Origin of the sequence: Bradyrhizobium sp. WU425, assembly GCF_021052305.1 — a bacterium.
In the GTDB taxonomy this organism is placed as follows: Bacteria; Pseudomonadota; Alphaproteobacteria; order Rhizobiales; family Xanthobacteraceae; genus Bradyrhizobium; species Bradyrhizobium canariense_D.
This window is the reverse complement of the sequence record NZ_CP088089.1, coordinates 5,729,595-5,755,202: the sequence shown is the minus strand read 5'-3', so window position 1 is coordinate 5,755,202 and position 25,608 is coordinate 5,729,595. Positions and strand designations below refer to the sequence as shown.

26 protein-coding genes are annotated in these 25,608 nt (G+C 64.6%); 13 read left to right on the top strand and 13 right to left on the bottom strand.

The annotated features are described in order from the left end of the window. Positions 1-2: 2 nt before the first annotated feature. The 8 genes from paaB (at position 3) to BcanWU425_RS27830 (ending at position 6,652) form a co-directional block, all read left to right on the top strand. Complete coding sequence (gene paaB, locus BcanWU425_RS27865) at positions 3-290, top strand: 1,2-phenylacetyl-CoA epoxidase subunit PaaB (RefSeq protein ID WP_008136594.1); 288 nt, start codon at positions 3-5, stop codon at positions 288-290. Continuing rightward, on the top strand, positions 290-1,060 hold the full coding sequence (paaC, locus tag BcanWU425_RS27860) for a 1,2-phenylacetyl-CoA epoxidase subunit PaaC (protein ID WP_085352161.1): 771 nt from the start codon (positions 290-292) through the stop codon (positions 1,058-1,060). Before paaB ends, paaC begins: the two co-directional genes overlap by 1 nt. Further along, on the top strand, positions 1,054-1,557 hold the full coding sequence (paaD, locus tag BcanWU425_RS27855; protein ID WP_018457018.1) for a 1,2-phenylacetyl-CoA epoxidase subunit PaaD: 504 nt from the start codon (positions 1,054-1,056) through the stop codon (positions 1,555-1,557). Before paaC ends, paaD begins: the two co-directional genes overlap by 7 nt. Before the next feature lie 2 nt (positions 1,558-1,559). Further along, the gene (gene paaE / locus BcanWU425_RS27850; protein ID WP_085352162.1) at positions 1,560-2,642 is read left to right on the top strand and encodes a 1,2-phenylacetyl-CoA epoxidase subunit PaaE; all 1,083 of its coding nucleotides are present in this window, start codon (positions 1,560-1,562) and stop codon (positions 2,640-2,642) included. A 55-nt stretch (positions 2,643-2,697) separates the two neighbouring features. Beyond that, positions 2,698-3,147, top strand: a complete 450-nt coding sequence (gene paaI, locus BcanWU425_RS27845) for a hydroxyphenylacetyl-CoA thioesterase PaaI (protein ID WP_204510616.1) — start codon at positions 2,698-2,700, stop codon at positions 3,145-3,147. Between the two features lie 28 nt (positions 3,148-3,175). After that, a complete protein-coding gene (gene paaK / locus BcanWU425_RS27840; RefSeq protein ID WP_085352164.1) occupies positions 3,176-4,507 on the top strand; it encodes a phenylacetate--CoA ligase PaaK in 1,332 nt (443 codons plus the stop codon). Between the two features lie 79 nt (positions 4,508-4,586). Next, on the top strand, positions 4,587-5,591 hold the full coding sequence (locus BcanWU425_RS27835) for a quinone oxidoreductase family protein (protein WP_204510617.1): 1,005 nt from the start codon (positions 4,587-4,589) through the stop codon (positions 5,589-5,591). Positions 5,592-5,593: 2 nt separating this feature from the next. Then, on the top strand, positions 5,594-6,652 hold the full coding sequence (locus BcanWU425_RS27830) for a YeeE/YedE family protein (protein ID WP_204510618.1): 1,059 nt from the start codon (positions 5,594-5,596) through the stop codon (positions 6,650-6,652). On the opposite strand, the gene BcanWU425_RS27825 is transcribed toward BcanWU425_RS27830, so the two are convergent. Beyond that, positions 6,631-7,545: a DMT family transporter gene (locus BcanWU425_RS27825; RefSeq protein WP_204510619.1), complete on the bottom strand. Its 915-nt coding sequence runs from the start codon at positions 7,543-7,545 to the stop codon at positions 6,631-6,633. The genes BcanWU425_RS27830 and BcanWU425_RS27825 overlap by 22 nt on opposite strands. Positions 7,546-7,646: 101 nt before the next feature. Here BcanWU425_RS27825 and pdxR point away from each other — a divergent pair, with 101 nt between their 5' ends. Next, positions 7,647-9,077 (top strand): MocR-like pyridoxine biosynthesis transcription factor PdxR, encoded by a 1,431-nt coding sequence (pdxR, locus tag BcanWU425_RS27820; protein WP_204513908.1) that lies wholly within the window; start codon positions 7,647-7,649, stop codon positions 9,075-9,077. A 10-nt stretch (positions 9,078-9,087) separates the two neighbouring features. Here pdxR and BcanWU425_RS27815 read toward each other — a convergent pair whose 3' ends face one another. The 4 genes from BcanWU425_RS27815 to BcanWU425_RS27800 form a co-directional block, all read right to left on the bottom strand. Further along, positions 9,088-10,311, bottom strand: a complete 1,224-nt coding sequence (locus BcanWU425_RS27815; RefSeq protein ID WP_204510620.1) for a bifunctional alpha/beta hydrolase/OsmC family protein — start codon at positions 10,309-10,311, stop codon at positions 9,088-9,090. Between the two features lie 25 nt (positions 10,312-10,336). Next, on the bottom strand, positions 10,337-10,999 hold the full coding sequence (locus tag BcanWU425_RS27810) for a sulfite oxidase-like oxidoreductase (protein WP_018457009.1): 663 nt from the start codon (positions 10,997-10,999) through the stop codon (positions 10,337-10,339). Between the two features lie 54 nt (positions 11,000-11,053). Further along, positions 11,054-12,277: a cytochrome P450 gene (locus BcanWU425_RS27805; RefSeq protein ID WP_204510621.1), complete on the bottom strand. Its 1,224-nt coding sequence runs from the start codon at positions 12,275-12,277 to the stop codon at positions 11,054-11,056. Positions 12,278-12,344: 67 nt separating this feature from the next. Beyond that, on the bottom strand, positions 12,345-12,554 hold the full coding sequence (locus BcanWU425_RS27800; protein ID WP_007607931.1) for a ferredoxin: 210 nt from the start codon (positions 12,552-12,554) through the stop codon (positions 12,345-12,347). Between the two features lie 135 nt (positions 12,555-12,689). Between BcanWU425_RS27800 and BcanWU425_RS27795 the strand changes: the two genes are divergently transcribed. Beyond that, a complete protein-coding gene (locus tag BcanWU425_RS27795) occupies positions 12,690-13,337 on the top strand; it encodes a TetR/AcrR family transcriptional regulator (protein ID WP_204510622.1) in 648 nt (215 codons plus the stop codon). Here the strand turns inward: BcanWU425_RS27795 and BcanWU425_RS27790 are convergent. The 4 genes from BcanWU425_RS27790 to BcanWU425_RS27775 all read right to left on the bottom strand — a co-directional run bounded on the left by BcanWU425_RS27790 (position 13,334) and on the right by BcanWU425_RS27775 (position 17,299). Next, positions 13,334-13,984: an aspartate/glutamate racemase family protein gene (locus BcanWU425_RS27790; protein ID WP_018457005.1), complete on the bottom strand. Its 651-nt coding sequence runs from the start codon at positions 13,982-13,984 to the stop codon at positions 13,334-13,336. The genes BcanWU425_RS27795 and BcanWU425_RS27790 overlap by 4 nt on opposite strands. A 63-nt stretch (positions 13,985-14,047) precedes the next feature. Further along, positions 14,048-15,061, bottom strand: a complete 1,014-nt coding sequence (locus tag BcanWU425_RS27785; RefSeq protein ID WP_085352170.1) for an amino acid ABC transporter substrate-binding protein — start codon at positions 15,059-15,061, stop codon at positions 14,048-14,050. 12 nt (positions 15,062-15,073) lie between these two features. Then, positions 15,074-16,423: an aspartate aminotransferase family protein gene (locus BcanWU425_RS27780; RefSeq protein WP_204510623.1), complete on the bottom strand. Its 1,350-nt coding sequence runs from the start codon at positions 16,421-16,423 to the stop codon at positions 15,074-15,076. Between the two features lie 3 nt (positions 16,424-16,426). After that, the gene (locus tag BcanWU425_RS27775) at positions 16,427-17,299 is read right to left on the bottom strand and encodes a MurR/RpiR family transcriptional regulator (protein WP_204510624.1); all 873 of its coding nucleotides are present in this window, start codon (positions 17,297-17,299) and stop codon (positions 16,427-16,429) included. 86 nt (positions 17,300-17,385) lie between these two features. On the opposite strand from BcanWU425_RS27775, the gene BcanWU425_RS27770 reads away from it, so the two are divergent. Together BcanWU425_RS27770 and BcanWU425_RS27765 are read left to right on the top strand one after the other, a co-directional pair. Next, entirely contained in the window at positions 17,386-18,573 is a 1,188-nt protein-coding gene (locus BcanWU425_RS27770; RefSeq protein WP_204510625.1) for an amino acid ABC transporter permease, read from the top strand. A gap of 2 nt (positions 18,574-18,575) precedes the next feature. After that, on the top strand, positions 18,576-19,682 hold the full coding sequence (locus tag BcanWU425_RS27765; protein ID WP_204510626.1) for an amino acid ABC transporter permease: 1,107 nt from the start codon (positions 18,576-18,578) through the stop codon (positions 19,680-19,682). 155 nt (positions 19,683-19,837) lie between these two features. Here the strand turns inward: BcanWU425_RS27765 and BcanWU425_RS27760 are convergent, their stop codons facing one another. Together BcanWU425_RS27760 and BcanWU425_RS27755 are read right to left on the bottom strand one after the other, a co-directional pair. After that, positions 19,838-21,256: an amidase gene (locus BcanWU425_RS27760; RefSeq protein ID WP_018456999.1), complete on the bottom strand. Its 1,419-nt coding sequence runs from the start codon at positions 21,254-21,256 to the stop codon at positions 19,838-19,840. Between the two features lie 153 nt (positions 21,257-21,409). Next, entirely contained in the window at positions 21,410-22,186 is a 777-nt protein-coding gene (locus BcanWU425_RS27755; protein ID WP_204510627.1) for an SDR family oxidoreductase, read from the bottom strand. Between the two features lie 157 nt (positions 22,187-22,343). On the opposite strand from BcanWU425_RS27755, the gene BcanWU425_RS27750 reads away from it, so the two are divergent. Then, positions 22,344-23,417 carry a tartrate dehydrogenase gene (locus tag BcanWU425_RS27750; protein WP_204510628.1) on the top strand — a complete coding sequence of 358 codons (1,074 nt, stop codon included), beginning with the start codon at positions 22,344-22,346 and terminating at the stop codon, positions 23,415-23,417. 193 nt (positions 23,418-23,610) lie between these two features. Here BcanWU425_RS27750 and BcanWU425_RS27745 read toward each other — a convergent pair whose 3' ends face one another. Further along, on the bottom strand, positions 23,611-24,684 hold the full coding sequence (locus tag BcanWU425_RS27745) for a malate/lactate/ureidoglycolate dehydrogenase (protein ID WP_018456996.1): 1,074 nt from the start codon (positions 24,682-24,684) through the stop codon (positions 23,611-23,613). Positions 24,685-24,695: 11 nt separating this feature from the next. Continuing rightward, positions 24,696-25,607, bottom strand: coding sequence for an NAD(P)-dependent oxidoreductase (locus BcanWU425_RS27740; RefSeq protein ID WP_204510629.1), 912 nt, complete (start codon positions 25,605-25,607; stop codon positions 24,696-24,698). Position 25,608 lies beyond the last annotated feature (1 nt).

Below are 25,608 nucleotides of genomic sequence, written 5' to 3'. Positions count from 1 at the left end.
CGATGGCCACGCCGAACACGCCGCTGTGGGAAGTCTTCATTCGCAGCCGCAACGGGCTCGCGCACAAGCATGTCGGCTCGCTGCATGCGAGCGACGCCACGATGGCCTTGCAAGCCGCCCGCGATATCTACACGCGTCGCGGTGAGGGCCTTTCGATCTGGGTGGTGCCGTCGACGGCGATCACCGCAAGCGATCCCGCCGAGAAGGGCATGATGTTCGAGCCGGCGGAATCAAAGATCTACCGCCACCCGACGTTTTACGAGGTGCCTGAGGAAGTAGGACACATGTGATGGCGAACATCGAGGTCTCCGAAACACCGCTGGTGCTCTACGCATTACGCCGCGCCGACGACGCGCTGATCCTCGGCCACCGCCTGTCGGAATGGTGCGGGCATGCGCCGATGATGGAAGAGGACATGGCGCTCTCCAACATCGCGCTCGACCTCATCGGCCAGGCCCGCGAGCTCTACACCTACGCAGCCAAAGCCGAAGGCAAGGACAACGACGAAGACAAGCTCGCCTACCTTCGCGATGTCAGGCAGTATCGCAATCTGCTGCTCCTCGAGCAGCCGAACGGCGACTTTGCCCAGACGCTGGTGCGGCAGTTCTTCTATTCCGCCTTCGCCGATCTCTACTGGCGCGCCATGATGACCTCGCGCGATACGACGCTCGCTGCGATTGCCGCGAAGTCGGAGAAGGAGAGTGCCTATCACTTGCGGCATTCCTCGGAGTGGATGATCCGGCTCGGCGACGGCACCGACGAGAGCCATGCCCGCGCGCAGGCTGCGATCGATCATCTCTGGGCGTTCACCGGCGAGATGTTTGCCGTCGACGACGGCGAGCACGCCTTGATCCATGCCGGTATCGCCGTAGACCCAGGCACCTTGCGGGGTCGTTGGCTGACGACACTTTCGGATGTGATCGGCGAAGCAACGCTCAAGCTGCCGCAGAACGACTGGATGCAGCAGGGCGGCCGCGTGGGCCGGCACAGCGAGCATCTCGGCCATCTCCTCTCAGAGCTGCAATCGATACAGCGTACCTTCCCGGGGCAGACATGGTGACGGTGCTGGAGCCCCATAGCGATCTGCGCCGACGGGCCTGGGATGCCGCGGCGAGCGTGGTCGATCCCGAAATCCCGGTTTTGACCATCGCCGATCTCGGCGTGCTCCGTGATGTCGTCCTCGACGGCGATCAGGTCGAGGTCGCGATCACCCCGACCTATTCGGGCTGTCCGGCCATGAACATGATCGCGCTGGAAATCGAGGTCGCGCTGGAGCGCGCCGGTTTCCGCAGTCCAAAGGTCCGCACCGTGCTGTCGCCGGCCTGGACCACCGACTGGATGAGCGAAGAGGGCCGCCGGAAGCTTCATGCCTACGGCATCGCACCGCCGCAGGCCTCGAATTCACGCCGCGCGCTGTTCGGCGAGCAAGCCGTTGTGTGCCCGCAATGCGGCTCGGCGAATACCGAGCTGCTGTCCGAATTCGGCTCCACCTCCTGCAAGGCACTCTGGCGCTGCAGGGCGTGCCGCGAACCCTTCGATTATTTCAAGTGTCATTGACCATGTCAGCAGTCGCACCACGCTTTCATCGCCTGGCCGTCAACGACCTCCGCCGCGAGGCGTCGGACGCCATATCGCTGACATTCGCCATCCCGACGGAGCTTGCGACCGACTACGCTTTCACGCCCGGCCAATACCTCACACTCCGCACCATGCTGGATGGCGAGGAAGTGCGCCGCTCCTATTCGATCTGCTCCGGCCCCGACGACGGCGAGATACGGATCGCCGTCAAGAAGGTTGATGGAGGCGCGTTTTCGAGCTGGGCAGCGGACGATTTGAAGTGTGGCGACGCGCTGGACGTGATGACGCCCACGGGACGCTTCGGCGTGATCCCGCCAGCCGGCGGCGGCCGCATCCATGTCGGCTTTGCCGCTGGGTCCGGCATCACGCCGATCCTGTCGATCGTCAAGGGCGTCCTCGCGCGCGAAGCCGACAGCCGCTTCTTCCTGTTCTATGGCAATCGCACGACCGATAACATCATGTTCCTCGAGGCGCTCGAAGAGCTCAAGGATCGCTTCATCGACCGCCTCTCGATCTTCCACGTCATCTCGGGCGAGGAACAGGACATTCCGATCCTGCACGGCCGGCTCGACGGCGACAAGGTGAGGGTGCTGCTGCGCTCGCTGGTACCGGCGGAAAGCGTCGATCACGTCTTCATCTGCGGTCCGTCCGGCATGAGCGAGGACATCGAGGCGACCTGTCGCGATCTCGGCATCGCGGAGGAGCGTATCCATGTCGAGCGGTTTGTCTCGGAGTTCGGTGGCAAGCCGCGGCCGAAGAAGATCGTTGCGCCGGACGCGCCGCCGAAAGCGATCGCGTCGCTGATCATCGACGGCAAGCGCCGCGACGTGCCGGTGGCAGAGGACGAGGCGATCCTCGATGCCGCGCTACGCGCCGGTGTCGATCTGCCCTTCGCCTGTAAGGGCGGCATGTGCTCGACCTGCCGTGCCAAACTGGTGGAGGGCGAGGCGCCGATGGACATCAACTACTCGCTGGAACCCTGGGAGCTGAAGGCCGGCTTTGTCCTGACCTGTCAGGCCAAGCCATCGTCGGAGCGGGTCGTGGTCGACTACGACCACGTTTGACAGTTTTAGCCAGGCAGCAGAACATCGTGTCCAAACAATCGGACGGGAGAAGCGCGTGAACGTCAAAGCCGCCTTGTCGCCCGAGGATATTGCCCGCGCCTGCGCCGATGCGATGTGGGCGGAGGACGATGCCTCCAAAGGACTCGGCATGGAGATCGTCGAGATCGGCCCGGGGTTCGCGACGCTGGCGATGAATGTGCGGCCGGATATGGTCAACGGCCAGCGCATCACCCATGGCGGCTTCATCTTCACGCTGGCCGATTCCGCCTTCGCTTTCGCGTGCAACTCGCACAACGACCGCGTCGTGGCGGCGCAGGGCCAGATCACCTTCATCAAGCCAGGCAAGCTCGGCGATCGCCTCGTCGCAAAGGCCCGCGAGGTCACGCGTGGCGGCCGCTCCGGCATCTATGACGTGCGCGTCACCGCCGGCGATACAGTCATCGCCGAATTTCGCGGGCATTCGCGGGCGATTCCCGGAAATTGGCTGCCGGCGCAGGATCAATAAAGAAAAGCAATGATACGGGGAAACGAGGATGGCTCTGACGAGGCTCAAGGAAGGTGGCAACACGTATAAGGCCGAGCTGGATGCGCACGAGCGTGCATCGCGCGACGAGATCATGGCGCTGCAGGTGCAGCGGCTGGCCTGGTCGCTGAAGCACGCCTACGACAACGTGGCGCACTATCGCAAGGCTTTCGACGCGGCCGGCGTGCGCCCGTCCGACTTTCGCGAACTCTCGGATCTTGCGAAATTTCCGTTCACCGTAAAAACGGACCTGCGCGACAACTATCCCTTCAACATGTTTGCCGTGCCCCGTGAGAAACTGGTGCGCGTGCATGCGTCCTCCGGCACGACGGGCAAGCCGATCGTGGTGGGCTATACGCAACGCGACATCGACACCTGGTCGGACGTGATGGCACGCTCGATCCGCGCCGCGGGCGGCCGCACCGGCATGATCATCCACAATGCTTATGGCTACGGTCTTTTCACGGGCGGGCTTGGCGTGCACTACGGCGCCGAAAAACTCGGCTGCACTGTGGTGCCGATCTCCGGGGGCATGACCGAGCGGCAGGTGCAGCTCATCAACGATTTCCGGCCCGACATCATCACGGTGACGCCGAGCTACATGCTGGCGATCCTCGACGAGTTCAAGCGTCAGAAGCTCGATCCGCGCCAGTGCTCGCTCAAGGTCGGCATCTTCGGCGCGGAGCCCTGGACCAATGCCATGCGCGGCGAGATCGAAGATGCCTTCGACATGGATGCCACCGACATCTACGGCCTCTCCGAGGTGATCGGGCCCGGCGTTGCGCAGGAATGCATCGAGACCAAGGACGGCCTGCATATCTGGGAGGATCATTTCTATCCCGAAGTGATCGATCCCGACACCGGTGCGGTGCTGCCCGACGGGGAGAAGGGCGAACTGGTGTTTACATCGCTCACCAAGGAAGCCTTTCCGGTGATCCGCTATCGCACCCGCGACCTGACGCGGCTTCTGCCGGGCACGGCGCGGCCCGGCATGCGGCGGATGGAGAAGGTCACGGGGCGCTCGGACGACATGATCATCCTGCGCGGCGTCAACCTGTTCCCGACCCAGATCGAGGAGGTTCTGCTCGCCACCGACTGGTGCGGCGGGCATTTCATTCTGGAATTGACTCGGGAAGGACGCATGGACGAGTTGACCATCATTGCCGAGGCGCGGCCGGAGAGTTGGGATGGCCGGGGTCTCCTCGACCATGCCGATCGGATCTCAACCCATATCAAGAACACGATCGGGATCAGCTCCAACGTGCGGGTGGTTGCGCCTGCGACGCTGGAACGCTCGCTCGGCAAGGCGAAGCGGCTCTACGACAAGCGGCCGAAGGATTGAGTTGATGGGATTGACTTGACGGATTGACTTGACCGCCCCCAAAGGCGACAAGGCCCGCGAGAAATCGCGGATCTTTTCCATGTCGTCAGCCGATCCCAAAGCCGTCGAGGCGCGCTGCGTCCGCCTCAATGCCAAGGCCGAGAACGCCGCTGGGATTGCACCTCGCGTCGAGCCTCATACGCTCGCGCGCGGTCCGAACGATCTCCTGATCGAGGTCAAGGCCGCCGCCGTCAATCCGTCCGACGTCAAGGCCGCGACTGGGCTAATGGCCTATGCCATCTTCCCGCGCACGCCGGGGCGCGATTACGCCGGCGTGGTGATCGACGGGCCCGCCGGTACGATGGGCCGCGAGGTGTTCGGCTCCTCCGGCGATCTCGGCATCCGCCGCGACGGCACTCACGCCAGCCATCTCGTCGTTGAATCCGACGCGGTGGTGGAGAAGCCGAAGACCGTGTCTTGGGAGGAGGCCGCCGGCATCGGCGTGCCCTTTGTCACCGCCATGGAGGGTTTTCGCCGCGCCGGCATTCCAAAGCCCGGGGAAACGGTGCTGGTGTTCGGCGCCAACGGCAAGGTTGGTCAAGCGGCGGTGCAGATCGCGACCTGGCAGGGCGCGCGTGTCATCGGCGTGGTGCGCAAGGCGGAACCTTATGAGGGCCACACCAATGCATCCATCGAGGTGATCGACGCTTCCGCGACCGACGTCGCCACACGCCTGCGCGAGGTGACCGATGGCAAAGGCGCCGACATCGTCTTCAACACGGTCGGCGATCCCTATTTCCAGGCGGCGCACAAGTCGCTCGCGCTTCGCGGCCGCCAGATCCTGATCGCCGCCATCGACCGCATCGTGCAGTTCAACATTCTCGAATTCTACCGCGGGCAACACACCTATGTCGGCATCGACACGCTCGGCCTGTCGTCGATCGCGACAGGCGCTGTGCTGCGTGACCTCGGCCCGGGCTTCGCGAGCGGGCACCTGAAACCGTTTCCGATCAAGGCGAACGCCGTCTATCCGCTCGAACGCGCGAAGGAGGCCTATGTCGCCGTTGCAGGCTCCTCGCGGGATCGCGTGATCCTGAAACCTTGATCATGGATTCGTCTCCCCAACTCATCATCCTCGCCGGCCTCGTCGTCGGCCTGGTCTACGGCGCTGTCGGCCTGCTCAGCGGCTTCTGCCTGATGAGCAGCATGCGCGGCTGGTTGTCGGAGGGGGATGGGCGGTTGGTCCGAACCTATGCGCTGGCGATCGCGGTTGCGACCACAGCGAGCCAGTTCCTCGCCGGCACCGGCATGGTCAATCTCGGCAAGTCGATTTACCTGCAACAGTCCTTCTCGATGCCGGTGCTGTTTCTCGGCGGACTTCTGTTCGGATATGGCATGGTACTGTCCAACGGCTGCGGTTCGCGCGCGCTGGTGCTGCTCGGTCGTGGCAATCTCCGCTCCTTCGTCGTGGTGGTCGTGCTCGCCATCGCCGCGCAGATGACGCTCAAGGGCCTGATCGCGCCGGCGCGCATCGCCGTGGTCCAGGCCTCGCAAACCACGGTCAACGTGAATTCGCTGCCGTCATTGTTCGCCATGTTCGGTCCGGCTGAAGCGCTTTCGCGCGCAATGGCTGCTGCTGTCGTTGTCGTCACGCTGATCCTTTTTGCTTTCGCGCACCCAGCGTTCCGGCGTTCGCCCGGCCAGATTGCAGCCGGTGTCGTCGTGGGTCTCCTCGTCGCCGGCGGCTGGTTCGTCACCGGCTATCTCGGCGCGGATGATTTCAACCCCGTCCCCGTGACCTCGCTTACCTTCGTCGCGCCGATCGCGGACAGCCTGCAATATGCCATGCTCTCGACGGGCCTGACGCTGAATTTCGGCATCGCGACGGTTGCCGGTGTCTTCGCCGGCAGTCTGGTCACCGCGCTTGCGACGGGCCGTTTCCATCTCGAAGGCTATTCCTCGCCACGCCATATGCTGCGATCGGCGGCTGGCGCCGCGCTGATGGGCATCGGCGGCGTGATGGCGTTCGGCTGTTCGATCGGCCAAGGGCTCACCGGCGTGTCGACGCTCGCGCTCGGCTCATTCGTCGCTGTCACCGGCATCCTGCTCGGCACGACGGCGGGCTTGCGCGGGATACTGCGCGTTCAGCCCTTCGCGGTAGCCTGACCACGCAGCAGGCGATCGCCGAGCGATGCGAGACCGATGCCGGTGATGATCAGCGCGGCCGCTATCACCAGACTCATGTCGATCGGCTCGCCCAGCAGGATCGCGGCGCTGGCGATGCCGACGAGCGGCGTTGCGGTGGTGCCGAGCGAGGTCGTCAGGGCCGAGATGCTCTTATTCACCATCGACATCGCCCAATAGGCGAGCACCGTCCCGATCAGCCCGGAATACAGGAACAGCAAAACGAGTCTCCACGACCACTCCACATGCGGCAGGCCATCCGCGATGGTCGCGCTCACCGATAGCACGATGGTTGCCACGAGCACTTGCCAGATCAGAAGCTGGAGCGGCGAGGCAATCCAGCGATGGGCGCGGATATAGATAATGTTCGCGGCCCATGAGATCGCGGCCAGGATCACCATGCCGGCGCCGAGCACGACATTGGTGTTGGTCCAGTCGATCGAGGCCGGGTTCAGGATGACGATCAGGCCGATCAGGCCCAGCAGCGCGCCGGCGAGCTTCGGCGCCGTCAAAGTGTCCTTCCCGAGCAGCGGCGCGGCGATCGCGACCCAGAGTGGCGTGGTGTAGCCGAGCACAACGGCCTTGCTCGCGGGTAGGAAGCGCACACCGGCCGCAACCAGGACCGAGAACACGGTCATGTGCAGCAGTGCAACGCTCAGGACCACCGGGATGTCGCGACGCTCCGGAATCATCAGATTGTTGCTGAGCCCGAGAATCACGAACAATCCAGCCAGCGCGATCCAACTCCGGATCGCTGAAGCCCACAGTGGTGGAAGGAATTGGACAAGTTGCTTCGTCACCGACCAGTTTATGCCCCAAGCCAGCACGACGATGAGAAACAGGCCAACGGCTGCGCGGGGGGATAGGGAGTTCATTTCGGAGGTCCTTGAAGCAGTCCAGTCCAGCGGATAGCATCTCGTCTGGCACCTGAAACAGTGCCAGATCGGAAAGGAATAGGGTGCCAGTTCCGGACAGCATGATCTCCGCCCTGATCGACCTGAACCGGGCCGACGACGAGGGGCTGGTGGCTCAACTGACGAGCCAGCTCCGAAGCTTGATCGCGACCGGGCGTCTCGTCAAAGGCCGCACGCTGCCGTCGAGCCGTGGGCTTGCGAGCGATCTCGGCGTCTCGCGCAACACCGTCAGCTATGCGTTCGAGCAACTCGCCGCCGAGGGATATCTCGAAGCCTCGCACGGCCGCCGTCCGATGGTTGCGGTCGACGGCGGCGAGCGCGTCACAGAGGCTGGCGCCGTCGCATCTCGCATACGCCCTGGCAAGCCGCGGCTTTCGCCCTGGGCGTCGAGCCTCACGCAGACCGACTGGCCGATGTCTTATCAGGCGCGACTGAGACCCTTGCGTCCCGGACATGGCGATTTCAGGGAGTTTCCCAACGAGGTCTGGGCGCGCTGCCTGCGCCGCAGCGCTGTGCGCGCGGCGAGGCGCGAGCTCGGACCGGTCAATCGGCCGCGCCTGCGCGAGGCACTGGCGCATTATCTTGCGACCAGCAGGGGCGTGCGCGCGACGGCGGATCAGATCCTGATTCTGCCGAGCGCGCAGGCTGCGCTGACTTTGATCGCGGCCGCCGTCATCACCCCCGGCGACGATGTCTGGGTCGAGGATCCCGGCTATCCCGGCGCCGCGGCCGCCTTCCGCGCATCCGGTGCGCGCGTGATCGGGATGAGTTTGGACGAGCAGGGCATGCAGCGGATTGGTGGCTTGGCGGCCCCGACCTTGATCTTCATGACGCCGTCGCATCAGCACCCGACCGGCCGCCTGATGTCGCTCTCGCGCCGCACGGAGTTTCTTGGCCTGAGCAGGCCCGGCAAGACCTGGATCGTGGAGGACGATTACGACGGCGAATTCCACTATGATAGCCGGCCGGTGCCGGCCCTGCAGGGACTCGATGCCCACGGCCGCGTGTTCTATGTCGGCACGTTCTCCAAGGTCATGACCTCGGATATCCGGCTCGGCTACCTCGTCATACCGCGGGCCATGGTCGGTACTCTCGAGATCGTACAGCGGCACATCGGACTGATCGCCGCGAGCCACATCCAGGAGGCGCTGGCCGAGTTCATTGCCGACGGGCATTTCCTGGCGCATCTGCGCCGGGTGCGCCGGATCTATCACGCCCGCCGCGATCACCTCGTGGAGGGATTGGAGCGCCATTTGGGCGATGTGCTCTCTGCCGAAGTGCCCCCCGGTGGCATTCAGCTCGTCGCGCGTCTCAAGCGCGGTCGCGCTGATCAGGTGGCGGTCAAGCGGCTGGTCGAAGCGGGCGTTGAAACGCGTGCCCTGTCCGGCTTGGCACTGGGCAGGCCGCGCGACCACGGCCTGCTGCTCGGCTTCGCGGCCTGGCGCGAGAGCGAGATCACCGCGGCGGTGCGAACAATGGCGTCGTGCTTCTAGCGCAGTCGCGCTAATCCACGGCCTTGGTCACGATGCGGATTTCCGACGTCAGCGTCCGGTGCACCGGGCACTTGTCGGCGATCTCCATCAATTTCTTGCGCTGCTCGGGATCGAGCGCGCCGTCCATCGCGATGTCGCGCTCGATCTGGTCGAGCATGCCATCGCGCGTCTCGCATTCCGCGCAGTCTTTTGCATAGATCTTGGAATGCTTCAGTGAGACGGTGACACGATCGAGCGGCAACGACTTGCGGTTGGCATAGAGGCGCATGGTCATCGAGGTACAGGCCCCGAGGCCAGCGAGCAGGAGATCGTAAGGACCAGGGCCGGCATCCTCGCCGCCGGCGGCGACCGGCTCGTCCGCGACGAGCTGATGCGGACCGACGGAGATGGTCTGGTTGAACTTGCTCTTGCGGGTCTCCTGCACCACGACCCGGCGCGGCGCCTCGGGGAGATCCATCGCCTTCGCAGGTTTGGCCGCGTCGATGTACCGGCTCGCCCAGGCCGCGATCACGTCGGCTGCATAGAGCGCGTCGGCCGGCTTGGTCAGGAGATGATCGGCATGGTCGAGCGAGACGAAGCTCTTGGGATGCCTGGCGGAGACGAAGAGCTTCGTCGCATTGTCGATACCGACGGTATCGTCGACCGGAGAATGCATCACCAACAGCGCCTTGTGCAGGCCGGCGACGTCTTTCATCAGCTCGTGCTCGGCGACGTCGTCGAGGAATTCGCGCTTGATCCGGAACGGGCGTCCCGCAAGCGAGACTTCGACCTCACCTTGCGTGCGAATGTCGCCGAGATGCTCTTTGAAAAGGCCGGTGACGTGGGCGGGATCGGATGGTGCCGCAATGGTCACAACCGCCTTGGCTTCCGGGATTCGTCCTGCTGCCGCAAGGATCGCGGCGCCGCCGAGGCTGTGACCGATCAGAATCGACGGCGCCTTGCGGACGCTACGCAGATGATCGGCGGCGCGCACGAGATCGGCAACGTTGGAGGAAAACGTCGAATTGGCAAAATCCCCCTCGCTGGAGCCGAGCCCGGTGAAGTCGAAGCGCAGCACCGCGATGCCCTTGGCGGCCAGCGCGACCGAGATGCGTTTGGCGGCCAGCGTGTCCTTGCCGCAGGTGAAGCAATGCGCGAACAGCGCGAAGGCCCCGGGCTCGCCGTCGGGTAGCTCCAGCGCGGCCGAAAGCTGATGGCCGCCTTCGCCGGTGAATTGAAAGCGCTCTGTCGGCATGGGTTTCCCCCGTTCCTTGCTGAACCTAGTCGCCCGAATAGCGTTGCTCTGCCCAGGGATCGCCGCGGTTATGGTAGCCACGGACTTCCCAGAAGCCCGGCGCGTCCTCGGTCAGGAATTCGATCGACTGAACCCATTTGGCGCTCTTCCAGAAATACAGATGCGGCACGACCAGCCGTACCGGGCCGCCATGTTCGGCCGACAATGGCTCACCGGACCAGCTATGGGCGAGCAATGCGTCCTCGGCGGCAAAGTCGTCCAGCGCGAGGTTGGTGGTGTAGCCATCATGGGAATGCAACACGACGAAGCGCGCGTCCGGGCGCGGCTGGCAGGCCGCGAGCAGCTCGCGCGTGGCGAGCCCCTCCCACTCATTGTCGTAGCGCGACCAGGTGGTGACGCAGTGGATGTCGGAGATGAACTGCGCCTGCTTCTGGGCGGCGAACTCGGCAAAGGTCCAGAACACGGGGTTCTCGATCGCGCCGTAGACGTCGAGCCGCCAGTGCTCGCGCGAAATCGGCGGTACGACTCCGAGATCGAGCACCGGCCAGTCCTTTGTCAGATGCTGACCGGGCGGCAGGCGCTGATCTTCCGGGCGCGTGATCTTGCCTGTCAAAAAGCGGCCCTCGCGCGCCCATTTTTCCTTGGTGCGCGTCAGCTTGCTGTCGGGCGGCTCGTTGTCTTCGGCCATCGGCTACTCGTGGCGGTGCAAGTCCGGCCTCTCCGTATCACTGTTTGGAGAGGTCTACATCGCCTTTCCAAGCAAAAATGGCAACTGGCGGGGGCCTCTGACGGTTCCTTGGGACCAGGTCACCGTGCCTGCCGGATCGAGGGCGAAGCCCGGAATGCGCTTCAGCCATTCCTCCAGCGCAACCTGCATCTCCATGCGCGCAAGGTTCGAGCCGACGCAGCGGTGGATGCCGAGGCCGAAGGCGGCGTGGCGGTTCTCGCGGCGGTCAATTACGACCTTGTCAGCATCCGGAAACATTTTCGGATCCCGGTTGGCGGCCGGGAAGGACAGCAGCACCATGTTGCCTGCCTTGACCGGGCAGCCCGAAATCGTGGTCTCCTTGACCACTTCGCGCGCCATCGTCACCGGCGAATAGGCGCGCAGCAGCTCCTCCACCGCGGTCGGGATCAGCTCGGGCTCGGCAACCAGGCGCTCGCGGTCGGCGGGCGTCCGGGCAAGGTGCCAGAGCGAGGAGCCGATCGCGCTCCAGGTAGTGTCGATGCCGGCGATCAGGAGCAGGCGCAGCGAGCCCAGCACATGCGAATCCTCGAGCGGATTGCCGTCCTTGTCCCTGGCATTCATCAGGTAGGAGATGAGGTCGTCGGTTGGCTTGTTCTTGCGCGCTTCGATATGGGCGCTGAAATAGGCGCTCATCTCGTGCACCGCCTGGAGCAACGTGTTTTCGTCCTTGATGCCAAGTTCCAGGATCATGTGGATCCATCGGATGAAGAGATCGCTGTCCGTCTCGGGGATGCCGAGCATGTGTGCGATCGCGCGAACCGGAATGTGCTTGGTGTAGCGCTCTGCCGCGTCCAGTCGGCCTTCGGTGATGAAACCGTCGATCAACTCGTTGCAGATCGCGCGCACCCGCGGCTCCAGCTTCTTCATCGCGTCCGGCGTGAACGGCGGCAGCAGCAATTGCTTGGCTGGCTTGTGCACCGGCGGATCGGACGTGATCGGCGGGGCGGAGTTTCTGCTGGTGATCTCCGGGCGAACGTCGCGGACGATGATGCGACGTGAGGAGAAATGCTCGCTGTCGTTGGCGATCTCGCGCACTGCCTCATAGGTCGTCGGCATGTAGCAGCCGAGGAAGCGTTCGGTATGCACGACCGGGCTTGCGGCGCGCAGCTCGTCCCAAATCGGGAAGGGATCTTCCGTCCATTGCGGATCGGTGTGGTCGAAATCATGGACCCAGTCGGTCACGGGCGGATGGGCGGTGGGCTGGCTGATGTCGGACATCTCGAAATCCCTCGAAATCCCTTGGGGGCTCGTGGTCGCGGAAGGCACGCGGGCAGAAGCGGGCGCGCTACTCCTCGATCACGTCGATCGCGATTTCCGGGCAATTGGACTTGGCGAGCCAGGCCTTGTCTTCGAGGCCGGGCGGGACCGTGCCGTCGCCGGCTTCGTGGGCGTTGCCGTATTCGTCCAGCTCGAACAGCTCCGGCGCCAGCGCCTTGCAGCGCGCGTGCCCCTGGCATTTGTCGGGATCAACGTGAACCCTCAGTCGCTCTGTCATGGCGGCTTCCTCGATGGTGTGCACTCCGGCCCGAAGGCGGCGCGCGCTCCCATTTGGGTTTTTGTTCAAGTTATAGGCTATTACATTCGCGGCAGGCTTCCCCTGTCAAGCGCAAACTTATAGGCTCTGCGCAACATGCGTTCACAACTTGCCCGCAAGCCCGAGAATACCTACCACCACGGCGATCTCCGCGACGCCTTGATCAAGGCCGCGCTGCGCAAAGCCGAGCAGGGCGGGACGGAGGCGATCAGCATCAAGGCGCTGGCAAAGCAGCTGGGTGTTTCGCAGCCGGCGCCCTACCGGCATTTCGCCGATCGCGAGGCGCTGCTTGCGGCGGTGACGGCGGAGGCGTTCCGGCAGCTCAACGGGATATTGCGGGCGGCGATGGCAAAGCCGTCGAAGCGGTCGAAGCTGTCGCTGCTGGCGCAGGCGACGCTGGATTTCGGCTTACGCCGCAATGGCATCTACCGCTTGATGTTCGCCTCGCGCACGGTGTCGTGTGCGGCGAAAGGCAGCGAGCTGCACGAAGCGACCCGCGAAACCTTTGCGCTCGTGGTCGACGCATTGGAAGCCCCGGCCGTTGATTATCTGCGCGAGCGGCAGGCGCTCAAGATCTGGGCGGCGGTGCACGGCGTGGTGATGCTGGCTGAGCAGGGACTGTTCACCGGCGAGGCGGCCCATGCCACGCGCGAAGACCTGGTCGAGGATTTTGTCAGTGAAACCAAGGCCGCGCTTGCGGCGGCGATCAAAGGCGCGCGGCGCCGGAAACAGGCTGGCGCTTAAGCCCTCGCCGCCAACAGCTTCATCAGCTTCTCGACGGCGCTGTCGGGCGTGGTCACGACAGGGCGGCCGGTGGCTTCTGCCACGAGAGGCGCGGTTGCCGCGATGCTGAACTGCGCGAGCGCGACGACGTCGCAATCGCGCAAATCGCGTGCGGCTTCCACGATCAGCCGGTCATGCGTAGCGCGGTCGCCACGGTCGAGCGCGGCCAGCGCGCCTTCGGCGAGTTTCGGCACGATCTGGACGGAGGCCGGAAATTCCGGCGGCATCGAAGCCAGCGTCGGCGGGAAGGTCGAGAGCAGGCCGATCCGCCGGCCCATCGTCATCGCGCGCTCGATCATGGCTTCGTTCGGCTTGAGCACCGGCATCGGCGCATGTGCGCGCGCAACCGCCTCGATGCAGGAACCGAAGGCCGAGCAGGTGAACAGGATCGCGTCCGCGCCTGTCGCCGCGGCGTAGTGGCCGAGCGCAAGAAAGCGTTCGGTCATGGCATCGTTGAGCTTGCCGTCACGCGCCAGATCCGACGACAGGCTGTCGTCGAGCAGGTTCATCAGCCGCGCTTCCGGCCACACCTTCGCGAACGCAGCTTCGATCGGGGCGATGGAATGCTTGAGGGCGTGGATCAGCGCGATGCGAGGAGACTTCGTCATTGAACGTTACCTGATGGAAGGTCGCGAGCCCCGGACGCAACGCGTCCGGGACACGCAAAACGTTTACTTAAACGGCACCGCGTACATCAAGCCGCCCTTGCTCCAGAGACCGTTGAGGCCGCGCTCGAGCTTGAGCGGGCTCGCCTTGCCGACATTGCGCTCGTAGATCTCGCCGTAATTGCCGGTGGCCTTGATGGCCGTGACCAGCCATTTGTTGTCGAGCCCGAGCCGCGAGCCGAGATCGCCGGAGGCACCGAGCAGGCGTTGGATCGCGGGCGTCTGCGACTTCGCCATCTCATCGACATTGCCTTGTGTGACGCCGAGCTCTTCGGCCTCGATCAAGCCGTAGTGCAGCCAGGTGATGATGTCGCTCCAGACCTCGTCGCCATTGCGGGTGAAGGGGCCGAGCGGCTCCTTGCTGATGGTCTGCGGCAGCACGACGTAGTCGGCCGCGTTCGGCGCCGCGGTCGTCACGGCGCCAGCAAGCGCGGAAGCGTCCTGGGTCATGGCATCGCAGCGGCCGCCGAAGAAGGTCTGGTACATGGTGTCGACGCGGTCGAACACCAACGGCTTCCAATCGATGCCGTTGGCGCGGCCGTAATCGCCGAGCGTGACCTCATGCGTGGTACCCTGCGCGACGCAGACGGTGGCGCCCTTGAGGTCCTTGATCTCCTTCACGCCGAGGTCTTTCTTCACGACAAAGCCCTGACCGTCGTAGAAGTTGATTGGACCTTGCCGCAGGCCCAGCGTGACACCGCGCAGATAGGTCTGCGTCGAGTTGCGGTAGAGCACGTCGATCTCGCCGGACTGGAGCGCGGTGAAGCGGTTCTGCGCGGTCAGCGAGACGTAACGCACCTTGCTGGCATCGCCGAGCACGCCGGCGGCGAGCGCGCGGCAATAATCGACGTCGAGACCCTTGTAGTTGCCTTGCGAATCCGGTGCGGAGAAGCCGGCGAAACCGGCGCTGACGCCGCATATCAGCGTGCCGCGGCTCTTCACCGTGTCGAGCGTTGCCGCCGACGCCACCACCGTCGACGCCGCGAGCACGCCGGCTATGATAACCACTTTCCTCATCATGCTTTTCTCCCCTCAGTGATTGACACGACGCAATACGCTGTCGACGGCCGTGCCGAGCTTGTCGACGATCAGATCGATCTCCTCCGCGGAGGTGATATAGGGCGGCGCCAGCAGCACGTGGTCGCCACGGATGCCGTCTGCGGTGCCGCCGCCGGGATAGCAGCCGAGGCCGTTGGCGAAGGCCTCCGCCTTGATCTTCTGATTCAGCTTCAGCGCGGGATCAAACGAGGTTCGGCTGGCGCGATCGGCGACGAGCTCGATCGCCCAGAACAGGCCGCGGCCCCTGATGTCGCCGATATGGCGGTGATTGCCGAAGCGCTCGGTGAGCCGCTGCTCGAGCTGCTTGCCGCGCTCCTTGACCCGGTCGAGCAGGCCGTCCTCGCGGATCACGTCCTGCACCGCGAGCGCGGCGGCGCAAGCGAGAGGGTGCGCCAGATACGTGTGGCCGTGCAGGAAGGCGCCCGAACCTGAGCGGATTGTGTGGATGATCCTGCCGCTCGCGAGCATTGCACCGATCGGCTGGTAGCCGCCGCCGAGACCCTTGGCGATCGCCTGGATGTCGGGTGCCACGCCTTCCTGCTCCCAGGCGTGCGTGGTGCCGGTGCGGCCCATGCCGCTCATGACCTCGTCGAGAATGAGCAGCGCGCCGTGTCGGTCGCAGATCTCGCGCACCGCCCTGAAGTAGCCGTCCGGCGCCGTGACGGCACCTGCGGTGGCCCCGACGACGGGCTCTGCGAGGAACGCGGCGACGGTGTCGGGGCCAAGCCGCTGAAACTCGGCTTCGAGTTCGGCGGCGAGCCGCGCCACGAACTGCGCATCCGATTCACCTTCGTGCTTCTCGTGATAAGCGAAGGCCGGGGTCACATGGCTGAAGGCGTTGGAGAGCAGCGGCGCGTAGGGCGCGCGGCGCCAGGCATTGCCGCCCGCCGCGAGCGCGCCGAGCGTATTGCCGTGGTAGCTCTGCCGCCGCGCAATGAAGTGCTGCCGCTGCGGCTCGCCGCGCTCGATGAAATATTGCCGCGCGAGCTTGATGCTGGCTTCAACCGCTTCCGATCCGCCGCTGACGAAATAGGCGTAGGCGAGGCCACCGGGCTCGTGGCCGACCAGCGTCTCGGCAAGCGCCTCCGCCGGCTCCGACGAGAAGAAGGCTGTGTGGGCATAAGCGAGGGTCGAGGCCTGCTTCGTCAGCGCCGCGATGACGCGTGGATGCTGGTGGCCGAGGCAAGAGACCGCCGCGCCGCCGGAGGCGTCGATCACGCGGCGTCCGTCCTCGGCAAAGAGATAGACGCCTTCGCCGCCGATTGCCTTGGGCGGCGTTTCGCGCAGCGAGCGATGCAGCACGCGGCTGGTGCGGGCGGCCATGGGTCAACCTTTCTCTGATACGTAAGTTGAAGCCGCGGCCAGCCGGGCCTCGGTATTCTCCAGGCGCTTTTTCGCGGCCGTGCCGCCGAGCGAAAACGTCACGGCGGCGAGCGATTGCGCGATCGCGATGGCGCCGGTGAGGCTCGGGAAAAAGCCGGGAGAGGAGGCCGCCTCGAACAGCAGCACGTGGTCGGCACCTTCAGCCATCGGCGCCGATGGGCTATCGGCGATCGCGATCAGGGCCGCGCCGGCACGATAGGCGGCCTGCGCGACCCGGACGCTCGCGTGGGTGTAGGGCATGAAGCCGATGACGATGACGGCCTCGCCGGGCCGGAACGCGCCCATATCGAGATCGTCGGGGCCGGACGCGCCGACGAGCTGCACCTGTTCGGGACGAAACAGCCGGAGCTCGTAGTTCAGCAATTCCGCGACGCTGCGGCAGCTTCGGTAGCCGGTGATCCAGATCCGCTTGGCGTGGTGGAGTGCGCGCGCCGCCTCCGCGATCGGCCGGGCCGGGATGCGCGGAAGGCCGGCGGCCTCGGCCTCCAGCTTGTCGGTGATGAGCGCGACATCGGCGTTCGGGCCGTGGCGGCGGCCCTTGGCGCGGCCGGAGAAAGGCGCTAGCTGCGAGGGCCGCCGCGCCTCCGTCAACGCCGCGCGCAATTCATCCCAACCCGAATAGCCGATCGCCTTGGCAAGCCGCGTGAACGCGGCGGGATCGGCGCCGGCAACCGCTGCGAGATCGCGCATCGAACGCGTGGTGGCGTCGTAATCGTTGGCTGCAACGAAACGCCCGACCTCCTGCAACCGCATCGGAAGCGATGGCAATGCAATGCGCAGTTCGCTCAGTGGCGAGGATTTCGCGGGCTCGGCCATGAAACATTTGTTGCACGAAGCTGAGTTTGGTGCAACAGTTGACGTGCGCTGCCGGAAATCGCCGTCTTGAGAAGGATTTTTGTGCTGTGACGTCAGACGGTCCGAGACCGCCGCCGCGCCGTCGCTTCTTCGGCGCCTTCGGGCAGCGCGAGCTGAAAGGCCTGTTCTGGCAGGTTCTGGTGGTGGGGATCGTAGTCGCGGTCATCGTGTTCCTCTGGTCCAACACCGTCACCAATCTCTCCGTGCGCCGCATCACGACCGGTTTTGCCTTCCTTGGCCGTGAGGCCGGCATGCCCATCGCCGACAGCCTGCTCGCCTACAATCCGAGGGACTCATATCTCTGGGCCTTTGTCGTTGGCATCGCCAATACCCTGCGCGTCGCCGTGATCGGAATCGTGCTTGCAACGATCCTGGGCACGGTGATCGGCATCTCGCGGCTGTCGGCCAATTGGCTGCTGTCGCGGCTCGCCGCGGTGTATGTCGAGACGCTCCGCGACATCCCGCTGCTGCTCCAGCTCCTGTTCTGGTACGTGCTGATGCAGGCGCTCCCGGCCGCGCGCGCGGCATGGCGGCCGATTGAGGGCGTGTTCCTGTCCAATCGCGGGTTGATCCTGCCGGCGATTCCCATCGGGACGCCGCAGCTTTGGGTGCTCGGCACCGCAGTGCTCGGACTTGTCGTGTTCTATGTGATCCGGCGGCGGCTCATCGCGCAGCAAATGCGCGACGGCAAGCCGCGGCCGGCCTGGCCTTTTGCACTCGGCTTGCTCGTTGTGCTGCCTGCGGCGGTGTCCGTGCTGCTGGGCGTGGCCTGGACGATCGAATGGCCTGAGTTGCGCGGCTTCAACTTCGTCGGCGGACTGACGCTCGCGCCGGAATATTTCGCGCTGGTGATCGCGCTCGTCACCTACACCTCGGCCTTCATCGCCGAGATTGTGCGCAGCGGCATCCAGTCGGTGCCGCGCGGCCAGTGGGATGCCGCCAACGCGCTGGGACTGCGCCGCAGCTTCATGCTGCGGCAGATCATCCTGCCACAGGCGCTACGCGTCATCGTGCCGCCAATGACGAGCCAGTACCTCAACCTGACCAAGAACTCTTCGCTCGCGGTGGCGATCGGCTATCAGGACGTGGTCTCGATCGCCAATACGACATTGAACCAGACCGGGCAGGCGATCGAGGCCATTGCCTTGATCATGGCGGTGTTTCTCACCATCAGCCTCGGCATCAGCTTTTTCATGAACTGGTACAATTCGCGCATCGCGCTGGTGGAGCGCTGACCATGACGGCGATCGCCGACATTCCGGAAGCACCGCGCGCCGTCCGCCGCCCGCAGATTGGTAACCCGGTGCTGCGCTGGCTGCGCACCAATCTGTTCTCGTCGATCCCGAACGGCATCCTCTCGGTCGTGTTGCTGGCGGTGCTTGCAAAGGGCCTCTTCAGCTTCGTGCAATGGGGTATCGCCAATGCGGTCTGGGTCACCCCGGCGAACGATTCCAGCGCCTGCCGCGCGGTACGCGGCCTCGGTGCATGCTGGGCAATCATCCCCGAAAAATACCGCTTCATCCTGTTTGGCACCTATCCGTTCGACGAGCAGTGGCGGCCGGCACTGGCGGTGCTGCTGTTCATCGCCCTGTTCTATCTCTCCAGCCGCCGCGCCTTATGGCGGCGCGAACTGGCCTATCTCTGGATCGGAGCGCTCGCGCTGATCAGTATGCTGATGTGGGGTGGCATACTCGGTCTGTCGTTCGTCTCGCAGGACCGTTGGGGTGGTTTACCGGTGACGCTGATCCTGGCGACCTTTGGTCTGGCCTTCGGCTTCCCGCTCGGCATCCTCGTCGCACTAGGCCGGCGCTCAAAACTGCCGGCGATCCGCTCGCTCAGCGTGCTCTATGTCGAGCTGATCCGCGGCGTGCCGCTGGTCAGTCTGCTGTTCATGGCGAGCGTGATGTTTCCGCTGTTCATGCCGAACGGATTCAACATCGACAAGCTCTTGCGCGCGCAGGTCGCGATCATCCTGTTCGCGGGTGCCTATCTTGCCGAAGTCATCCGCGGCGGCCTCCAGGCCGTGCCCCGCGGGCAATACGAGGCCGCCGAGGCGCTCGGCCTGTCCTACTGGCGCAAGAACCGGCTGATCGTCCTGCCGCAGGCGATCCGTCACGTCATCCCGCCGCTGGTCAACACCTTCATCGCCTTCTTCAAGGACACCAGCCTCGTTCTGATCATCGGTATCTTCGACCTGCTCACCACGGCCAAGACCGCGATCATCGATCCGGCGTGGCAGCAATTCTCCGTCGAAGTCTACATCTTCGTCGCCGTGATCTATTTTGTCTTCTGCTTCGCGATGTCGCGGTATAGCCGGAGCCTGGAGGCGACGAGCGGAAGGTGAAGGCCGCGCGTGTTCCGGACAAGGTGCGGCGCAAAGCGCTGCACCGCAGAGCCGGGACCCAGAGATACACGGGAAGTCCTGGAGACTTGGGCCCCGGCTCTGCAGCGCACCGCCGAAGAGGCGCTGCGCCGCGTGCGGGGCACGAGAGCGGGAACCTAGTTCTTCACCCGCGGATCAATCGGCGTCGTGCCACGCACGCCCAAAATATCCTCCAGCGTCTTCGCGCCGGCGATCACCTGCGCATCCGCGCGCGGAGCCCCGACGACCTGCAGGCCGACCGGAAGTCCCGATGCGGTGAAGCCGCACGGCAACGACAGCGCGGGACAGCAGGCGAGCGTGATGGCATAGACGATGCCGAGCCACTCGACGTAATTGTCGAACTTCTTGCCGGCGCATTCGGCGACATAACGGTGCTCGATCGGGAAGGGCGGCACGATCGTGGTCGGTACCAGCAGCAGATCGTAGCGCTTGAAGAACTCGATCGCACGCGCTGTCATGCCGACGCGCTGCGCCTCGGCGCGTTCGAGCTGCTCGGTCGTGAGCTTGAGGCCTTCCTCGATGTTCCAGATCACCTCGGGCTTGAGCAGGTCGCGCTTGGTGCGCAGCAGCTGCGCCTTGCTGATCGCGAAGTCGAACGCGCGCAGCACGTGGAAGCACTCATGCGCATCGCGCCAATCCGGATGCGCCTCCTCGACGATGGCGCCGGCTTCGGCAAAGCGTTCCGCCGCTTTCCGCGTGATCGCTTTGACTTCGGGATCGACCGGTGTGATGCCGAGATCCGCCGAATAGGCGATGCGCTTCGGTTTGCTGCCTGACTGCGCCGCCGAGAGAAACGACGTCAAGGGCGTCGGCAGCGACAGCGGGTCGGCGGCATAGTCGCCGCTCATGGCGTCGAGCAGCAGCGCGAGATCCTCGACGTTGCGTGCCATCGGACCGACGACGCCGAGGTTACGATCGATGGCCGCTTTCGGCGTGTGCGCGACGCGGCCGATGCTCGGCCGCATGCCCACGACGCCGCAGAAAGCTGCCGGACTGCGCAGACTGCCGCCCATGTCGGAGCCTTGCGCGAGCCAGGCCATGCCGGTGGCGAGCGCAACGGCCGCGCCGCCTGACGAGCCGGCTGCCGATTTGGACGTATCCCAGGGATTGAGGGTTGCACCGAACACCTCGTTGAAGGTGTTGGCGCCCGCACCGAATTCCGGCGTGTTCGACTTGGCATAGACGACCGCGCCGTTGGCCTCGAGATTTTCGACCAGGATGTCGGACGTCGCCGGGATGTTGTCCTTGAAGATCGGCGAGCCCTGTGTGTTCAGCACACCTGCAACATCGGTCAGATCCTTGATCGGCACCGGCAGGCCTGCGAGCAATCCGCGCGCACCGGCCGGCTTCCGCATCAGCGCCTTTGCGCTATCCCGCGCGCGATCGAAGCACAGCGTCGGCAGCGCGTTGACCTTGCCATCGACTTCGGTGATGCGCTTCTCCAGCACATCCAAGAGCTCCAGCGGCGAGACGTCGCCGGAGCGCAGCTTGTCGACGACGGCGCAAGCGGATTCGCGGATCAGGTCCTGAGACAACTATTCTACTCCTGTGCTTATTTTAGGCGTTATTGCGAGGAGCGAAGCGACGAAACAATCCAGACTTTTGCCGCAGATACATTCCTGGATTGCTTCCGCCTTCGCTAAAGCTTCGGCGGACAAGTCGCTGCGCTCGCAATGACGAGGATAAAGTTAACCCCATCCTGCGCTGATTCCGCCATCCACCGTATAGATGACCCCCGACGTATAGCCTGCGCGATCCGACGCCAGGAACGCCATGAGATCGCCGATCTCGCGCGCATGCGCAGGCCTGCCGAGCGGCAGGCTCTTCTGGAATTCCTTGTAGCGGCTCTCGTCGCCGAACTGGTGGTTTGCCCGCGTCTTCAGCAGGGTGACGTGACGGTCAGTGCCAACCGGGCCGGGATTGATGCCGACCAGACGGATGTTGTCGGCGAGGCTCTTGCCCCCGAGCGCGCGGGTGAAGGCCATCAGCGCGGCATTGCCGGCGCTGCCGCAGATGTAGTTGGCGTCGAATTTCTCGCCGGCGGCGCCGATGTCGTTGACGATCACGCCGCCGCCCTTCGCCTTCATCTGCGCATAGATCATGCGCGTGAGGTTGATGTAGCCGAACACTTTCAATTCCCAGGCGTGCCGCCAGGTGGCCTCGTCGATCTTGTCAATGGAGCCGCCGGGAATGTCGCCGGCATTGTTGACGAGCACGTCGATGTCGGCGGCTTCCTTGGCGAGCCGCGTCAAATCCTCGCTCCTGCGCAAATCCACAATGCTCGTGGCGGCATCGATCTGGTGCGCCGAGCGCAAGCGCTCGGCCAAAGCCTTGAGCTGATCGCCATTGCGGGCGGCGAGGAGGAGATGGCAGCCTTCCTCGGCAAAGGCCTCGGCGGCGGCTGCGCCGATACCCTTGGACGCGCCCGTGATCAGGACGCGCTTGCCACGCAGGTGCAGATCCATGGGAGTTACTCGCAGGAGAGGAACGGGAATAAAATCAGTAGGCGGTCGGCCGCGCCATGGTCAACATTGCAGTGCAGCGTTGCACTGCCGTCGCGTTTGGTCCATTGCAGTGCGGTCAAAAAGACGGCGGCTGCCGGACCAATCAAGGACGTTCTCGATGAGCAAGAAACAATACCGGATCGCGGTCATTCCCGGCGACGGAATCGGCAAGGAAGTGATGCCCGAGGGCCTGCGCGTTCTGGAGACCGCGGCGAAGAAGCACGGCGTGTCCCTTCATTTCGATCATTTCGACTTCTCGTCGTGGGACTATTACGAGAAGCACGGCCAGATGATGCCGGACGATTGGAAGGATCAGATCGGCAAGCACGATGCGATCTATTTCGGCGCGGTCGGCTGGCCGGCCAAGATTCCGGATCACGTCTCGCTCTGGGGATCGCTGATCAAATTCCGCCGCGAGTTCGATCAGTACGTGAATTTGCGCCCGGTGCGGCTGATGCCGGGCGTGCCGTCGCCGCTGGCCAACCGCAAGCCCGGCGACATTGATTTCTGGGTGGTGCGCGAGAACACCGAAGGCGAATATTCCTCCGTCGGCGGCCGCATGTTCCCGGACACCGACCGTGAATTCGTGACGCAGCAGACGGTGATGACCCGCATCGGCGTCGATCGCATCCTGAAGTTCGCATTCGAGCTCGCGCAGTCGCGGCCGAAGAAGCACCTGACCTCGGCCACCAAGTCGAACGGCATCTCCATCACCATGCCCTATTGGGACGAGCGCGTGGAGGCGATGGCGAAGAAGTATCCAAGCGTGAAGTGGGACAAGTATCACATCGACATCCTGACCGCGAACTTCGTGCTGCATCCGGATTGGTTCGACGTCGTCGTCGGCTCCAATTTGTTCGGTGACATCCTGTCGGATCTCGGCCCGGCCTGCACCGGCACCATCGGCATCGCGCCGTCAGGCAACATCAACCCCGAGGGCAATTTCCCGTCGGTGTTCGAGCCGGTGCACGGCTCGGCGCCCGACATCGCGGGGCAAGGCATCGCCAATCCGATCGGAGCAATCTGGTCCGGCGCGATGATGCTCGAGCATCTCGGCGAGAAGGAAGCCGGCAAGTCGATCGTCGATGCGATCGAGCGCACGCTGGCAGAGCGCACGCTCCGCACCAAGGATCTCGGCGGCAATGCCGACACTACGGCTTGCGGCAAGGCGGTCGCGGATATGGTGGATTAGAGCGCTGCTTTCCCTCCCCCCTTGTGGGGGAGGGTGGCTTCGATGCGAAGCATCGAAGACGGGTGAGGGGTTGTCTCCGCGGAGACAGACCTCTCAATTGTGCATTTCCCTTCGCGGACAGAACCCCTCATCCGGCGCTTCGCGCCACCTTCTCCCACAAGGGGAGAAGGGAAGAGCACCGTGCTCCGCCTCACTACCCCGCGATCTTCTCGATCGCCGCCTGATCCAGCCCGAACTTCTTTCCGGCCTCCAGAATCTCCTGCCAGGTGGTCGGATCGACAGGGATGCCTTCCGCGAGCCGCTTCTTCTTCGTCGCGCGCTCGGGCTCACCCGCGATCTTCACCTTGTCGACGCCTGGGGCCGGAGGTGAGCCGGTGTGCCAGGCGACGAAGCTCTCGACTTCGCGCGCGAGATTCTCCGCGGTGCCGAGCTTGCCGGGGTCGATGATGATCGAGAGCATGCCGTTGAGGACGTTGTGCTTGCCATCGGACGGACCCTTGACCACCTGCCCGCCGGAGAGCGCGCCGCCGAGGATTTCGCAAACCAGCGCGAGCCCTGAACCCTTGTGCTCGCCGAACGGCAGGATGGCGCCGTATGGCGGGATCACGGTGTAGCGCGGGTTGGTGGTCGGCTTGCCCTCATTGTCGATGATCGTGCCGGGCTCCAGCTCGACGCCCTTGTTGTGGGCGACGCGGGTCTTGCCCTGCGCGATCCTGCTGGTGGCGAAGTCGAGCACGATGGGGTCCTTGCCCGCGCGCGGGATGCCGACGCAGAACGGGTTGGTGCCGTGGCGCGCATCGCTGCCGCCCCAGGGCGCCACGATGGGACGCGAGATCACGTTGACGAAGTGGATCGAGACCAGCCCATGGTCGATGCACTGCTCGGCCCAGTGGCCGATGCGGCCGATATGGTGCGAGTTTGAGAGGCCGACGAGACACACGCCGTTGCGCTTGGCGCGCTCGGCTGCCAGCTCCATCGCTTCATGGCCGATCACTTGGCCGTAGCCGGTGAGCCCGTCGAGGGTGAGAAGCGGACCGGTGTCGAGCACGACCTTGACGTGCTGGTTCACGGCGAGGCCGCCCGTGGTGACGCTCTGGACATAGCGCGGGATCATGCCGACGCCGTGCGAATCGTGTCCCTTGAGGTTGGCCTCGACCAGATTGGTGGACACGAGCTCGGCCTCGCGGTCCGTAGACCCGCCGGCCTTGACGATGGCGCTGATAGCTTCGATGAGCGGCTGTGCCTTGATGGTGCGGTAATCGGCCATTGTTGTTGCTCTTATTCCTTCACGATCCGGCGGCAGTGCTCCCATGCCGCGCCAATCAGGTTCTCGCTCGCCTCCGGGGTCCGGAACGCCGAATGCGCCGACAACGTCACGTTCGGCAGTTTTGTCAGCGGATGATCGCCGGGCAATGGCTCGATATTGAACACGTCGAGGCCGGCATGGCGGATGTGGCCCGACTTCAGGGCATCGATCATGGCGGCCTCGTCGACGACGGCGGCGCGGGCGGTGTTGATGAGGATGACGCCCGGCTTCATCTTCGCGATCATCTCGCGGGTGATCATGCCGCGCGTCTCGTCGTTGAGCAGCAGATGCAGCGATACGACGTCTGCTCTCGCCAACACCGTGTCGAGATCGGCGAATTCCACGCCCGGATAGCTCTTCGGCGAGCGGTTCCAGGCGATCACCTTCATGCCGCTGCCCAAGGCAATGCGCGCGACCTCCGCGGCAATACCGCCGAAGCCGATCAGGCCGAGCGTCTTGCCAGTGAGCTGCATGCCGTCTTCGCGGAGCCAGTTTCCGCCGCGCATCTCGCGGTCCATCATCGCGATGACGCGGGCCGAAGCCCACATCAGCGTGATCGCGCATTCCGCGACCGCCGTGTCGCCATAGCCCTTGATCAGGTGCACGGAGATGCCGAGCTCAGCGAGCTCCTCCGGGTTCATGTAGCTGCGCGCGCCGGTGCCGAGGAACACGACATGCTTCAACCCTGTGCACTTCTTTGCGACGTCGGTAGGCAGCGCGGTGTGGTCGACGATCGCGATCTCGGCGCCGTCGAGGATTTCAGGATATTGTTCGGGTTTGATGTCGGGATCCCTGTGGATCCGCACCTTGGGATCGCCGGGCTGCTCCAGCCGCTCCATGATTACGGCGAGAGCTTCATTGGCGTCGACGAAAACTCCGCGCATG

Bases quoted from the DNA above. Each gene is read 5' to 3' on its own strand.
- BcanWU425_RS27795 (WP_204510622.1), top strand. From the start codon at position 12,690: ATGCGTTCACAACTTGCCCGCAAGCCCGAGAATACCTACCACCACGGC.
- BcanWU425_RS27775 (WP_204510624.1), bottom strand. From the start codon at position 17,299: ATGGCCGAGCCCGCGAAATCCTCGCCACTGAGCGAACTGCGCATTGCA.
- paaC (WP_085352161.1), top strand. From the start codon at position 290: ATGGCGAACATCGAGGTCTCCGAAACACCGCTGGTGCTCTACGCATTA.
- BcanWU425_RS27825 (WP_204510619.1), bottom strand. From the start codon at position 7,545: ATGAACTCCCTATCCCCCCGCGCAGCCGTTGGCCTGTTTCTCATCGTC.
- paaE (WP_085352162.1), top strand. From the start codon at position 1,560: ATGTCAGCAGTCGCACCACGCTTTCATCGCCTGGCCGTCAACGACCTC.
- BcanWU425_RS27745 (WP_018456996.1), bottom strand. From the start codon at position 24,684: ATGGCCGATTACCGCACCATCAAGGCACAGCCGCTCATCGAAGCTATC.
- BcanWU425_RS27815 (WP_204510620.1), bottom strand. From the start codon at position 10,311: ATGCCGACAGAGCGCTTTCAATTCACCGGCGAAGGCGGCCATCAGCTT.
- BcanWU425_RS27830 (WP_204510618.1), top strand. From the start codon at position 5,594: ATGGATTCGTCTCCCCAACTCATCATCCTCGCCGGCCTCGTCGTCGGC.
- BcanWU425_RS27740 (WP_204510629.1), bottom strand. From the start codon at position 25,607: ATGCGCGGAGTTTTCGTCGACGCCAATGAAGCTCTCGCCGTAATCATG.
- BcanWU425_RS27780 (WP_204510623.1), bottom strand. From the start codon at position 16,423: ATGGCCGCCCGCACCAGCCGCGTGCTGCATCGCTCGCTGCGCGAAACG.
- BcanWU425_RS27790 (WP_018457005.1), bottom strand. From the start codon at position 13,984: ATGACGAAGTCTCCTCGCATCGCGCTGATCCACGCCCTCAAGCATTCC.
- BcanWU425_RS27765 (WP_204510626.1), top strand. From the start codon at position 18,576: ATGACGGCGATCGCCGACATTCCGGAAGCACCGCGCGCCGTCCGCCGC.
- paaK (WP_085352164.1), top strand. From the start codon at position 3,176: ATGGCTCTGACGAGGCTCAAGGAAGGTGGCAACACGTATAAGGCCGAG.
- paaB (WP_008136594.1), top strand. From the start codon at position 3: ATGGCCACGCCGAACACGCCGCTGTGGGAAGTCTTCATTCGCAGCCGC.
- BcanWU425_RS27785 (WP_085352170.1), bottom strand. From the start codon at position 15,061: ATGATGAGGAAAGTGGTTATCATAGCCGGCGTGCTCGCGGCGTCGACG.
- pdxR (WP_204513908.1), top strand. From the start codon at position 7,647: ATGATCTCCGCCCTGATCGACCTGAACCGGGCCGACGACGAGGGGCTG.
- BcanWU425_RS27835 (WP_204510617.1), top strand. From the start codon at position 4,587: ATGTCGTCAGCCGATCCCAAAGCCGTCGAGGCGCGCTGCGTCCGCCTC.
- BcanWU425_RS27805 (WP_204510621.1), bottom strand. From the start codon at position 12,277: ATGTCCGACATCAGCCAGCCCACCGCCCATCCGCCCGTGACCGACTGG.
- BcanWU425_RS27750 (WP_204510628.1), top strand. From the start codon at position 22,344: ATGAGCAAGAAACAATACCGGATCGCGGTCATTCCCGGCGACGGAATC.
- BcanWU425_RS27755 (WP_204510627.1), bottom strand. From the start codon at position 22,186: ATGGATCTGCACCTGCGTGGCAAGCGCGTCCTGATCACGGGCGCGTCC.
- BcanWU425_RS27800 (WP_007607931.1), bottom strand. From the start codon at position 12,554: ATGACAGAGCGACTGAGGGTTCACGTTGATCCCGACAAATGCCAGGGG.
- paaD (WP_018457018.1), top strand. From the start codon at position 1,054: ATGGTGACGGTGCTGGAGCCCCATAGCGATCTGCGCCGACGGGCCTGG.
- BcanWU425_RS27810 (WP_018457009.1), bottom strand. From the start codon at position 10,999: ATGGCCGAAGACAACGAGCCGCCCGACAGCAAGCTGACGCGCACCAAG.